The following is a 12,196-nucleotide window of genomic DNA, read 5'->3' as shown; positions in this document are numbered from 1 at the left end:
GTTTTTCTTGTGCCGTTGAATGTTGCGGCTACAATCGCTGCTTTCGCACGCATCTGTCTTTATTGCATCCAACTTCATGCACACCATTCCTTCATCTTTTGTCGCCATGCTGGACGTCGCCGATGCTTCATGGCGCCCGATTCTGCTGGCTGGCCTCAATGCGGTTCACAAGGCCTTTCCCGACTATTTGCCGGCGCTGGCTGAAGATAGTTATTTACCAAATGGTGGCAGATTGTTTGCCGCTTTTGCGCAGCCTTTGGATGCGGTGCAATATGTGCTGGTGGGTGAGGGGCCGTATCCGCGCGCTGATAGTGCGACCGGTGTCTGCTTCATGGATGGTGCGGTCAGCTCGCTGTGGTCGGAAAAGGGTTTGTCCAAACAGGTCAATCGCGCGACCTCGCTGCGCAATTTCATGAAGATGCTGCTGGTGGCCGACGGTCAATTGGCGATAGAGCAGACTACAGGCGATGCGCTGGCAGGTGTATCCAGCAAGGCGCAGGCAGCGCCTTCATCGATTATTCAAACCTTGCCTGAATTGCAGGCGAATCTAACCCGGCATGGTTTTTTGCTGCTGAATGCGGCGCTGGTTTTTCGTTCGCATGTGCCGCCGGTAAAAGAAGCCAGGCCGTGGATACCATTCCTGCAAACAGTGTTGGCCGGCCTTGCAGAGCGCGCGGAAAAACAGCCGCCAACGCTGGTTTTGTGGGGGAAGATTGCGGTGCAGTTGGAGGCCTTGCCCGAGAGCGTCCGTTTTCCGAAAAAAATCTCCGAGCATCCGTATAACCTGAGCTTTATTGCAAATCAGGTGATGCAGGAACTGTTTGGCCCCATGCATCTGCTGAAAAAGAATCCGGCTTAAATCAGGCTGAGCTGACGTAAATCTTCAGACTCGGCGCGCTTTTTCAGTTCTTCGGCAAACAGTGAATTTTCCAGTGGTGGCGTGGTGAGCGGTTTGCCGGCGACCTTATTGTCTTTCGCCAGCAATCGCGCAATCATCGTTTCAAAAAAATTCGGTAGCGCCTGCGGATCGTCATGTGCATGAAAATGCTGGCGGATCACCATGCCATCCCACATCCCTGTCAGGAACAGAGCGGTTTGCGCGGCATCCAGCGACGCATCGATCTGTCCGCGAGCTTGCGCGATGCGTAACAGATTGGTCAATCCCATGATCCATTCCGCTTCTATCTTGCGCAATACGCTGCCGACGCGCTTGCTGCGCATGCCTTCTGCATAGACTTCCGTCATCAGGCTGGCGTCACTGCCGGTGCGATAACGCTCGGCAAATAATCGCGTGGCTGTGCTCAATGCCTGTTGTATGGATTCGGCATCGCGCATTTGCAGCAGCATGGCGCGCGCTTGCCGCCGTTCTTCCTCCACCATCGCTTCAATGATGGCTTCCTTGCCTGTGAAATAACGATAGACCGCACCTGGGCCGAGGCCGGTTTCTGCACAAATCTGCTGCATGGATGTTTGATGGAAGCCGGTTTTGCGGAAGCATTTACCGGCGGCCTTGAGAACTTCGATCCGTTTTTTATCGGCTTTTTGAGTCGGGGATTGCGGGGTCTTGGAAATGCGCGTGGCCATTGCAAATAAGAGAAACGAAGTTTCAGTCAATTAACGAGGCATCCATTATAAATTGAATATTCGCTCAAGCCTTGTTCGCAGCCATAGGAAATGTAATTGTTTCGTGATTTTTTGATTTTTTGCTTGCCCGTTATTTTGATTTTCCTCTCTCGCTCAAGTCAACTTAATTGATTGAATAATCGTTCAATTTTATTGGCGTGAGTTATTGCAGTGCGCGGTACGGATTGATGGTGAGCCAGCTTGAGCCGAATTGCATTTACTGTCTTTATGGCAATGATGCTGCGGCGAACAAATATTCGTCTTGCTGACGCCGGTCAAGGTTGGCGGGGCAAGTTTTCAATAAAATGAGGAGTGACAAATGGAATGCGGTTTGTGCGATTGAGCAGGGCTGATTGTGCAATGCAGCTAGCTGACAGATTCCGCCAAATTTGTTATACTTGACCAAATTGATCAACAACTCGGGTTATTCCACCCGGTTGGTTCTGGAGGCAGCATTTCATGCGTTTGACGACTAAAGGCCGTTTTGCTGTGACAGCAATGATTGACTTGGCATTGCGCCAGGACAATGGTCCTGTCACGCTCGCCGGCATCAGTCAGCGGCAGGAGATTTCCCTGTCGTATCTTGAGCAGTTGTTCGGCAAGTTGCGTCGCCATGAAATCGTGGAGTCGGTGCGCGGGCCGGGCGGCGGTTACAACCTGGCGCGCCGGGCTGAAGATGTGACGGTTGCCGACATTATTATTGCAGTAGATGAACCCCTGGATGCTACGCAGTGCGGCGGCAAGGAAAATTGCCATAGTCCTGAGCATGAACATGGTGGCCGTTGCATGACACATGACCTGTGGGCAACATTGAATGCGAAAATGGTGGATTATCTAGATTCCGTCTCTTTAAAAGATTTGGTTGACCAGCAAAAACAAAAGGTTTCCGAGCAATGCGTGGTGGTTGTGCATCGTAATCACGCAGCCGTTTGATTATTGGAGTTTAAAAAAATGAATGCCCCGTTAGATAAAAGCCTGCTCGACACGATCAAGGCGCCGCACTTTCCAATTTACATGGATTACTCGGCGACGACGCCTATCGATCCACGGGTTGCCGACAAGATGATTCCGTACCTGCGCGAGCAGTTCGGTAATCCGGCATCGCGCAGCCATATGTATGGCTGGACGGCGGAAAAAGCGGTGGAAGATGCTCGTGAACAAGTCGCAAAACTGGTCAACGCCGATTCGCGCGAAATCATCTGGACTTCGGGCGCGACCGAAGGCAACAACCTCGCGCTCAAGGGCGCTGCGCAATTCTATAAAACCAAGGGCAAGCACATCATCACGGTAAAAACCGAGCACAAGGCTGTGCTGGATACCGTGCGTGAACTGGAGCGCCAGGGTTTTGAAGCAACTTATCTGCAACCGCAAGACAATGGCTTGATCACCATCGCGCAATTGGCTGAAGCGATTCGTCCGGACACGATTCTGGTGTCGGTGATGCTGGTCAACAATGAAATCGGCGTGATTCAGCCTATCGATGAAATCGGTGAACTTTGCCGCAGCAAGGGCATCATTTTCCATTGCGACGCTGCGCAGGCAACCGGCAAAGTCAAAATCGACCTGGAAAAAACCAAAGTCGACCTGATGACATTTACCGCGCACAAAACCTACGGCCCTAAAGGCATAGGCGCCTTGTATGTGCGTCGCAAACCGCGTGTGCGTATCGAAGCGCAGATGCACGGTGGCGGTCATGAGCGCGGCTTGCGTTCGGGCACCTTGGCAACGCATCAGATCGTCGGCATGGGTGAGGCTTTCCGTATTGCACGTGAAGAGATGGATGAAGAAATTGTCCGTATCAAGGGTTTGCGCGATCGTCTGGCCAAAGGTTTGATGGATATGGAAGAGGTCTATATCAATGGCGATATGGATCACCGCGTACCGCACAACCTGAACGTCAGCTTCAACTATGTTGAAGGCGAGTCGCTGATCATGGCGATCAAGGATTTGGCTGTTTCTTCAGGTTCGGCTTGTACTTCGGCCAGTCTGGAACCATCTTATGTATTGAGAGCGCTGGGTCGCAGTGATGAATTGGCGCACAGCTCGATTCGTTTCACTTTCGGCCGTTTCACGACGGAAGAAGATGTGGATTTCACGATCAAGTTGATCAAGGAAAAAGTTGCCAAGCTGCGTGAGTTGTCGCCGCTGTGGGATATGTATAAAGACGGGATCGATATCAGCACGATCCAATGGGCAGCGCACTAATCGATTTCGCTTCTGCCGGTGACGGACGGAAACAGGTTTAACTAGGAGTATCAAAATGGCTTACTCAGACAAAGTTCTCGATCATTACGAAAATCCACGCAACGTTGGTGCGTTCGATAAAGGTGATGAAACAATCGGTACCGGCATGGTTGGTGCGCCGGCTTGTGGCGACGTGATGAAACTGCAAATCAAGGTCGGCGCCGATGGCGTGATCGAAGATGCAAAATTCAAAACCTATGGTTGTGGTTCGGCAATTGCATCGTCTTCGCTGGTGACCGAATGGGTCAAGGGCAAGACGCTGGATCAGGCAATGTCGATCAAGAATACGCAAATTGCCGAAGAATTGGCTTTGCCGCCGGTGAAAATTCACTGCTCGATTCTGGCGGAAGATGCGATCAAGGCAGCCGTGCTGGATTACAAAACCAAGCATGGCGTGGCGGAAGCGGAAAAAGCAGTCTGAGTTTGTTTGCTTCGCGCAGCATGCGACAAGACTGCGCGCTTCAACGACTATCTGTTTAAGCGAAGACTATGGCTATTACACTGACTGAAAAAGCGGCGAAACATATCAACCGCTACATGGAACGGCGCGGCAAGGGTATCGGCCTGCGTTTCGGCGTGCGCACGACCGGTTGTTCCGGTCTGGCCTACAAGCTGGAATATGTGGACGAAAGCGCGAGTGAAGACAGCGTGTTCGAATCGCATGGCGTCAAGGTATTCGTCGATCCGAAAAGTCTGCCGTATATCGATGGCACCGAGCTGGATTTCGCGCGCGAAGGCTTGAATGAAGGTTTCAAGTTCCATAACCCCAACGTCAAGGACGAATGCGGTTGTGGTGAGAGTTTCCGTATTTGATGCCTGCCTGCAGGGCCTGAATGGCTGGCAGCAGAATTGATGTCCCGATTGAGCCTGTCGAAATTGTGCAGGCTCTTTTATTTGATACCCCGAACATCCAGCAGCGATGACGTCTGCACAGCAGTAGACAAAATGGCAGACGGACAGCCCAAGTATGCAAAATCACTTTGACCTTTTTCATTTGCCGCAACGCTTTGCGCTCGATGCACGCGCACTCGACCAGGCTTATCACGAGGTCCAGAATCAGGTGCATCCGGACAAGTTTGCCAGTGCGCCGGATGCAGAGAAGCGGGTCGCCATGCAATGGGCAACACGCGCGAATGAGGCATACACGACACTGAAAAATCCGTTCAAGCGTGCTGCTTATTTATGCGAACTGAACGGCGTTGATCTGCAAGTCGAATCCAATACGGCGATGCCGCTGGCATTCCTGATGCAGCAGATGGAATGGCGCGAAGCGCTCGACGAGGCGCGGGCTCGAAAAAACAGGGATGAGCTGGAAGCGCTGGAGACGGCTATTCGTACTGCACGCAAGACTAGCCTGGAAGAAATCGGTGTATTGCTGGATGGTGATGATTTTGCCGGCGCTGCCGGGCTGGTGCGGCAATTGATGTTTCTGGAAAAATTTTCCATTGAAGTTTCGCACGCGGTGGACGTACTGCCGGACTAGCATGGTGCGTGCTGTAAACTGCGGTATCCGGATGTGATTATGCACAGATATTGCATGACCGTTGCCCTGCATGAACGCTGGTAACGATTTACTTGAGATAAGTTACAAACAAATATGGCTCTTCTTCAAATCGCCGAACCCGGCATGTCCACCGCACCGCATCAGCATAGACTGGCGGTTGGTATCGATCTCGGCACCACCAACTCGCTGGTGGCAACGGTACGCAACAGCATTCCCGAAGTATTGACCGATGAAGAAGGACGCTCGCTCTTGCCTTCAGTCGTGCACTATCTGAAAAACGGCAATGCACATATCGGCTACAAGGCGCAGGCAGCACAAAATACCGATCCGAAGAATACGATCGTTTCAGTCAAGCGCCTCATGGGGCGCGGCTTGAAAGATATAGCCTACGCGGAAAACCTGCCTTACGATTTCCTCGATACGCCCGGCATGGTGCAACTGAAAACAGTCGCCGGTGTAAAAAGCCCGGTTGAAGTATCGGCAGAAATTCTCGCCACCTTGCGCCAGCAGGCTGAAGATGCGCTGGGCGACGATCTGGTCGGTGCCGTGATTACCGTGCCGGCATACTTTGACGATGCGCAGCGCCAGGCAACCAAGGATGCGGCCAAACTCGCCGGTCTGAACGTACTGCGTTTGCTTAATGAACCGACGGCGGCAGCGATCGCCTACGGCCTGGACAATGGATCGGAAGGTGTGTTCGCAGTCTACGATCTGGGCGGCGGCACCTTTGATGTCTCTATCCTGAAGCTGACCAAGGGCGTGTTTGAAGTATTGTCTACCGGCGGCGATTCGGCTCTGGGCGGCGACGATTTCGACCATCGCCTGTTCTGCTGGATCATCGAGCAAGCCAAGCTGGCACCTTTATCCGAGATAGATACCAGCGTGCTGATGGTCAAGGCGCGCGAAGCGAAGGAACTGTTGTCGTCGAAATCGGAAACGCTGATCGACGCCGTATTGACTTCCGGTGAGGAAGTCCACGTCACCGTGACCGCTGCAGATTTTATCCAGATGACGCAACATCTGGTGGCCAAGACCATTACGCCAACCAAAAAGGCATTGCGTGACGCTGATTTGAGCGTGGATGATGTGGATGGCGTGGTGATGGTAGGCGGCGCAACGCGCATGCCGCACATACGCAAGGCGGTTGGCGAGTTTTTCCACTCCACGCCATTGGCGAATATCGATCCCGATAAGGTAGTGGCCCTGGGCGCGGCGGTGCAGGCCAACTTGTTGGCAGGCAATCGCGCTGCCGGTGATGACTGGTTGCTGCTGGACGTGATTCCCTTGTCGCTGGGTATCGAGACGATGGGCGGCCTGGTGGAAAAAGTCATTCCGCGCAACTCGACGATTCCCTGCGCACGCGCGCAGGAATTCACCACCTTCAAGGATGGCCAGACCGCACTTGCCGTGCACATTGTGCAGGGCGAGCGCGAGCTGGTAAGTGATTGCCGCTCGCTGGCAAAATTCGAATTGCGCGGCATTCCGCCCATGGCTGCCGGCGCTGCACGCATACGCGTGACTTATCAGGTTGATGCGGACGGTTTGCTGTCAGTTTCAGCGCGTGAGCTGCGCTCCGGCGTGGAAGCATCGATCAGCGTCAAGCCATCGTATGGTTTGGCAGACGATCAGATCGCGCAGATGCTGCAGGATTCCTTCAAGTCGGCGGATGTCGATATGGCTGCACGTGCATTGCGCGAGGAGCAGGTGGAAGCGGAGCGCATCGTGCTGGCAACGCAGTCGGCACTGGATGCGGATGGCAACCTGCTGTCGGATAATGAACGCGAAGATGTCGTCGCACTGCTGGATAGCGTCAGACAGGCTGGTAGCGGCACCGATCATATTGCGATCAAGGCGGCAGTCGACGCACTGGCGCACGGTACGGAAGAATTTGCCGCGCGTAGAATGGACAGGAGCGTACGCACTGCACTGTCCGGCAAGAAACTGGATGAAATTTGATGCATGGTTTTGTGTTCGTTACGACGCAAGACTGCTGGCAGTAAAAGCAATGCACTACAGCCTGAGTAATTTTTCAGGGCAATAACATTTAAACTTTCGAGGTAATCAAGTGCCGCAAATTGTTGTTCTTCCCCATCATGCCTTGTGTCCGGATGGCGCCGTGATTGATGCGCCAGCGGGTAAATCGATATGCGACGTTCTGCTGGAAAACGATATCGATATCGAACACGCCTGCGAAAAATCCTGCGCATGCACCACCTGTCACGTGATTGTGCGCGAAGGTTTCAGTTCGCTCAATGAGGCGGAAGAGAAGGAAGAAGATTTGCTGGACAAGGCATGGGGGCTGGAAGCGGCATCGCGTCTGTCATGCCAGGCGATTGTTGCAGAGGAAGATCTGGTGGTGGAAATTCCGCGTTACACGATCAATCACGCCAGCGAAAATCATTAAGGAGCCTTGCGATGAAATGGACAGACACGATCCGCATTGCGGAAGAGCTGCATGATAAATTTCCGGATATCGATCCCTTGACGATACGCTTCACTGATTTGCACAAGTGGGTGTGCGAGCTGGAAGATTTTGACGACTTGCCTGCGCATTCAGGCGAGAAAATTCTCGAAGCGATCCAGATGGCGTGGATAGAAGAAGCGCAATAAAGCTGTTGCGCCGCTTTTCAGCCCAGAATGGGGTTTGAACCAGCGCGAAGTAATCAGACGAAAAAAGAGCGACCATCGGTCGCTCTTTTTTATTTGCTTGCGCCTGGATCAGCGTGCGCGCAAATAGCCATCTACTACGCGAACACGATCGCCAGAATTCCAGTTCGGCTGGTTATCGTAAGGGAAGGTGCGGATCTTGCCATCTTCCATACGTACGCGCACTTCATACGTCGTTGCAGTACGTGTACGTTTTTCGATTTCGTTACCGGCAAAACCGCCGCCGACCGCACCGGCTACTGTCGCCAGACTGCGACCGCTGCCGTTACCGATCTGATTACCCAGCAAGCCGCCAACCACTGCGCCGCCGACTACACCGACACCGCTAGGTTTGGCTGCTGTTTGCACCGAGCGAACTGATTCCACGCGACCGCAGTCGTAGCAGATTTGCGCCTGTGCCACTTTGGCTGGTGCAGATGTACGTGCATTGGCGCGTTCCGCAATGCGGCGATCTTCTTCTTTCAAGCGTGCCTGATGGGCTTTTTCATCATCGGCTTTTTGTGCCGCCATCCGTGCTTCGTACGCACGTTCTTCTGCAGCTTTTGCTTCGGCAGCTTTATCGGCTGCCTCTTTGTCGAGGGCTGCAATTGCTTCTTTTTGCGCATCGGCGCTATTTGAATTCGGCAACATTCCGGTCATGGCTGCAATACCTACCAGGCTGAGCAGCAAGACGCCGACAGCAGCTGCGGCTACTAATGGATGAATGCGATTTGAATTGTTTTTGGCTTCCATTACTTCCTCCGGATGTGGATGATTCCACGGTTGTGTTTATGTGGATAAAGTATTGCGCCAGCTGAGCCAAATAAAAAGCTTAAACCTGTGTCAGATGTAAGCTGATGTAACTGAGAGCAGGAATAGTTTTCATTAGTTGCAACAATAAAAAAGGACTGCCTAGGCAGTCCTTTTTTATTTTCTTGCAGTAACTTAGTCTTCGCGTCGCAGATGCGGAAACAGCAGGACGTCGCGGATATTCGGCGAGTCGGTAATGATCATCATCAGACGATCGATGCCGATACCGCAACCGCCGGCTGGCGGCATGCCGTATTCCAGTGCACGGATATAGTCGGCGTCATAAAACATCGCTTCTTCATCGCCTGCATCTTTTGCTGCAACCTGCGCCTGAAAGCGTGCAGCCTGATCTTCTGCATCGTTCAATTCGGAGAAGCCGTTGGCGATCTCGCGGCCCACCATGAACAACTCGAAACGCTCGGTAATGCCGGCAACGGTATCCGATGCGCGCGCCAACGGCGACACTTCAACCGGATAGTCGATGATGTAAGTCGGTTCCCACAGCTGGGCTTCGGCAGTTTCTTCAAACAAAGCCAGTTGCAGTGCACCGAGGCCGGAGTGTGCGTGCGGTTTCACGCCGAACTTCTTCAGTTCCGCCTTGATGTATTCGGCATCATGCAGTTGTTCGTGCGTGTATTGCGGTGCAAATTTGTTGATTGCGCCGACGATGGTCAGACGATGGAACGGCTTTGCCAGATCCAGTTCGCGGCCGCCATAGGTCAGCGTTGCCGTGCCGTGGGCATCGATTGCCGCCTGGCGAATCACCGCTTCGGTAAAGTCCATCAACCATTTGTAGTCGGTGTAGGCTGCGTAGAATTCCATCATCGTGAATTCCGGATTGTGACGGATCGATACGCCTTCGTTGCGGAAGTTGCGATTGATCTCGAACACGCGGTCGAAGCCGCCGACTACCAGACGTTTCAGATACAGCTCAGGTGCGATACGCAAAAACATCTGCATGTCGAGCGCATTGTGATGGGTGATGAAAGGTTTGGCTGCTGCGCCGCCTGGAATCGTGTGCAGCATCGGCGTTTCGACTTCCATGAAGTCATTCTTGGCCATGAAGTTGCGTATCGATGTGATTGCCGCAGTACGCGCCTTGAAGGTGCGACGCGTTTCTTCATTCATGATCAGGTCGACGTAGCGCTGGCGGTATTTGGTTTCCTGATCGGCCAGGCCGTGGAATTTATCCGGTAGGGGGCGCAGCGACTTGGTGATCAAACGCAGCTCGGTCACCTTGATCGTCAATTCATCGGTCTTGGTTTTGAACAGCGTGCCGCTGACGCCGAGGATATCGCCCAGATCGTAATGATGCAGCGCTGCCATTGCAGCTTCGCCGGTCAGATCCAGTGTGGCGTAGATCTGGATACGTCCATCGGCTTTCGGGCCGGACGCATCCTGCAAGGTGGCAAATGCGGCTTTCTTGCCGGCTTCACGCTTCAACATCATGCGACCTGCCAGCACCACGGTAACAGGTTCGGCTTCCAGTTCTTCGCGCGTCTTGCTGTCGTATTGCGTATGCAGATCAGCCGCCTTGTGTTGCGGACGGAAGTCGTTAGGGAAGGCGACGCCTTGCTCGCGCAATGCGCTCAACTTGGCGCGGCGCTCGGCGATGATTTTGTTTTCGTCTAGCGGTAGCGATGCTTCTGCGTCGTCGTTTTGCGTAGTCATGGGGGCAACAATCTTGTTAGTGAAAAGCGATGAAAGTAGAGCGGGTGTGACGGCGTTTATACGCCTTGCTTCAGTGATGCGGCAATGAAATCGTCCAGATCACCGTCGAGCACGGCTTTGGTATTGCCGGTCTCGAAGTTGGTGCGCAAATCCTTGATGCGGGACTGATCCAGCACGTAAGAGCGGATCTGGTGACCCCAGCCGACGTCGGTCTTGGAATCTTCCAGCTTTTGCTGTTCGCTCATGCGATTGCGCATTTCGAGCTCGAACAGCTTGGCTTTCAGCATGTCCCAGGCTTCCGCCTTGTTGCGATGTTGCGAGCGGTCGTTCTGGCACTGCACCACAATGCCGGATGGGCCGTGGGTCAGACGGACTGCGGAATCGGTCTTGTTGATGTGCTGACCACCGGCACCGGAGGCGCGGTAGGTATCGATGCGCACGTCGGCCGGGTTGATGTCGATCTCGATCGAATCATCGACTTCCGGATAGACGAACAAGCTGGAGAATGACGTGTGGCGACCATTCGCCGAATCAAACGGCGATTTGCGCACCAGGCGATGCACGCCGGTTTCAGTACGCAGCAGGCCGTAGGCGTATTCGCCTTCGACTTTCAGCGTGGCAGTTTTAATGCCGGCAACCTCACCATCGGACTGTTCCAGGATCTCAACCTTGAAGCCCTTGCGTTCGCAATAGCGCAGGTATTGACGCAACAACATCGAAGCCCAGTCTTGTGCTTCGGTGCCGCCGGCGCCAGCCTGAATATCGATAAAGCAGTTGTTGGCATCCATGGGGCCGCTGAACATGCGGCGGAACTCCATGCCTTCCACGATCTTGAGCAATTCTTGCGAATCGGCTTCAATCGCGACGATAGTGTCTTCGTCGTTTTCTTCGCGTGCCATCTCGAACAAATCGTGCGCGTCTTTCAGCTCAGCATCGACTTTGATGATGGTGTGCACGATCGCTTCCAGCGATTTTTTTTCCTTGCCCAGATCCTGGGCGCGTTTTGGGTCGTCCCAGACTTTCGGGTCTTCCAGTTCGCCGTTGACCTGGTCTAGCTTCTCTGACTTGATATCGAAGTCAAAGATACCTCCGAAGTTCGGTCGTACGATCGGTAAGATCGTCGAGCAGGGATTCGAGGGAATTTAAGCGTTCTGCTTCCATGATGTTCTTTGCTGGGAAAACCGGGAATTATACCTGAGCGTTACGTCTTGATATGGATCATGTCATGCAGAGGCGGTTTGTGGTCTGATGCCGCAGTATCGTGTTGCCGGTAAAGTGCTGATTGAGTGGCAAAGCGTAATTAATTTCCCTGCATTCAGGCATCTTCCTGCGGGCAGTAGATGGCGTAAAGCATGGCGATGACGCTGCCTATGTCCTTGTTTTTTATGAAATAGTACAGCGTACGATGGTCGCGCCGGTAATCGACGATGCCCTCTTCGCGCAGGCGGGCCAGATGTTGGGAGAGGGCGGTTTGGCTGATATCCAGGTGTTCCAGAATATCGCTGACGCAACGCTCGCCTTCGGTAAGCAGGCAGAGAATCAGCAAGCGATTCGGGTTGGCGAGATTTTTCAGAAAGGCGGCAGCATTTTCCGCATTTTTCTTCATGTCGCGAATGTTCTTGTCCATTTTTTCAGCAGTCATGCGAGATATCTTGACTTATTATATTAGATAAGTCTAATATTAGAAACTCCTAAATT

The 12,196-nt window shown here is 53.2% G+C and carries 14 protein-coding genes; 9 read left to right on the top strand and 5 right to left on the bottom strand.

Annotation, left to right across the window (positions count from 1 at the left end):
* Nucleotides 1–76: 76 nt before the first annotated feature.
* Nucleotides 77–859: a uracil-DNA glycosylase family protein gene (locus ABWP27_RS03485; protein ID WP_353153431.1), complete on the top strand. Its 783-nt coding sequence runs from the start codon at nt 77–79 to the stop codon at nt 857–859.
* Here ABWP27_RS03485 and ABWP27_RS03480 read toward each other — a convergent pair.
* Nucleotides 856–1,584 carry a TetR/AcrR family transcriptional regulator gene (locus ABWP27_RS03480; RefSeq protein WP_353153429.1) on the bottom strand — a complete coding sequence of 243 codons (729 nt, stop codon included), beginning with the start codon at nt 1,582–1,584 and terminating at the stop codon, nt 856–858. The genes ABWP27_RS03485 and ABWP27_RS03480 overlap by 4 nt on opposite strands.
* A gap of 498 nt (nt 1,585–2,082) precedes the next feature.
* Here ABWP27_RS03480 and iscR point away from each other — a divergent pair, with 498 nt between their 5' ends.
* The 8 genes from iscR to iscX all read left to right on the top strand — a co-directional run bounded on the left by iscR (nt 2,083) and on the right by iscX (nt 7,981).
* Nucleotides 2,083–2,556: a Fe-S cluster assembly transcriptional regulator IscR gene (gene iscR / locus ABWP27_RS03475; RefSeq protein WP_011871643.1), complete on the top strand. Its 474-nt coding sequence runs from the start codon at nt 2,083–2,085 to the stop codon at nt 2,554–2,556.
* A gap of 18 nt (nt 2,557–2,574) precedes the next feature.
* Nucleotides 2,575–3,828 (top strand): IscS subfamily cysteine desulfurase, encoded by a 1,254-nt coding sequence (locus ABWP27_RS03470; protein WP_353153426.1) that lies wholly within the window; start codon nt 2,575–2,577, stop codon nt 3,826–3,828.
* A gap of 55 nt (nt 3,829–3,883) precedes the next feature.
* A complete protein-coding gene (iscU, locus tag ABWP27_RS03465; protein ID WP_353153424.1) occupies nt 3,884–4,288 on the top strand; it encodes a Fe-S cluster assembly scaffold IscU in 405 nt (134 codons plus the stop codon).
* Nucleotides 4,289–4,356: 68 nt separating this feature from the next.
* Nucleotides 4,357–4,680 (top strand): iron-sulfur cluster assembly protein IscA, encoded by a 324-nt coding sequence (gene iscA, locus ABWP27_RS03460; RefSeq protein ID WP_011871640.1) that lies wholly within the window; start codon nt 4,357–4,359, stop codon nt 4,678–4,680.
* Nucleotides 4,681–4,834: 154 nt separating this feature from the next.
* The gene (gene hscB / locus ABWP27_RS03455; RefSeq protein WP_353153422.1) at nt 4,835–5,350 is read left to right on the top strand and encodes a Fe-S protein assembly co-chaperone HscB; all 516 of its coding nucleotides are present in this window, start codon (nt 4,835–4,837) and stop codon (nt 5,348–5,350) included.
* A 114-nt stretch (nt 5,351–5,464) separates the two neighbouring features.
* Nucleotides 5,465–7,327 carry a Fe-S protein assembly chaperone HscA gene (gene hscA / locus ABWP27_RS03450; protein ID WP_353153420.1) on the top strand — a complete coding sequence of 621 codons (1,863 nt, stop codon included), beginning with the start codon at nt 5,465–5,467 and terminating at the stop codon, nt 7,325–7,327.
* A gap of 109 nt (nt 7,328–7,436) precedes the next feature.
* Nucleotides 7,437–7,775: an ISC system 2Fe-2S type ferredoxin gene (gene fdx / locus ABWP27_RS03445; protein WP_353153418.1), complete on the top strand. Its 339-nt coding sequence runs from the start codon at nt 7,437–7,439 to the stop codon at nt 7,773–7,775.
* A gap of 11 nt (nt 7,776–7,786) precedes the next feature.
* Entirely contained in the window at nt 7,787–7,981 is a 195-nt protein-coding gene (gene iscX, locus ABWP27_RS03440) for a Fe-S cluster assembly protein IscX (protein ID WP_011871637.1), read from the top strand.
* Between the two features lie 108 nt (nt 7,982–8,089).
* Here iscX and ABWP27_RS03435 read toward each other — a convergent pair whose 3' ends face one another.
* The 4 genes from ABWP27_RS03435 to ABWP27_RS03420 form a co-directional block, all read right to left on the bottom strand.
* Nucleotides 8,090–8,770 carry a glycine zipper 2TM domain-containing protein gene (locus ABWP27_RS03435; protein WP_353153416.1) on the bottom strand — a complete coding sequence of 227 codons (681 nt, stop codon included), beginning with the start codon at nt 8,768–8,770 and terminating at the stop codon, nt 8,090–8,092.
* 192 nt (nt 8,771–8,962) lie between these two features.
* Entirely contained in the window at nt 8,963–10,498 is a 1,536-nt protein-coding gene (lysS, locus tag ABWP27_RS03430; protein ID WP_353153414.1) for a lysine--tRNA ligase, read from the bottom strand.
* Between the two features lie 56 nt (nt 10,499–10,554).
* Nucleotides 10,555–11,659 (bottom strand): peptide chain release factor 2 gene (prfB, locus tag ABWP27_RS03425; protein WP_353153412.1). Its coding sequence is split into 2 segments (ribosomal slippage): nt 10,555–11,577 and nt 11,579–11,659, totalling 1,104 coding nucleotides; the frame shifts between segments, so codons are not numbered across the junction.
* Nucleotides 11,660–11,813: 154 nt separating this feature from the next.
* On the bottom strand, nt 11,814–12,140 hold the full coding sequence (locus ABWP27_RS03420) for an ArsR/SmtB family transcription factor (protein WP_353153410.1): 327 nt from the start codon (nt 12,138–12,140) through the stop codon (nt 11,814–11,816).
* Between the last annotated feature and the right edge of the window lie 56 nt (nt 12,141–12,196).

Origin of the sequence: Herminiimonas fonticola (assembly GCF_040395855.1) — a bacterium.
In the GTDB taxonomy this organism is placed as follows: domain Bacteria; phylum Pseudomonadota; class Gammaproteobacteria; order Burkholderiales; family Burkholderiaceae_D; genus Oxalicibacterium; species Oxalicibacterium fonticola_A.
The sequence above is the reverse complement of the archived record's forward strand: the minus strand, read 5'-3'. Positions and strand labels throughout refer to the sequence as shown.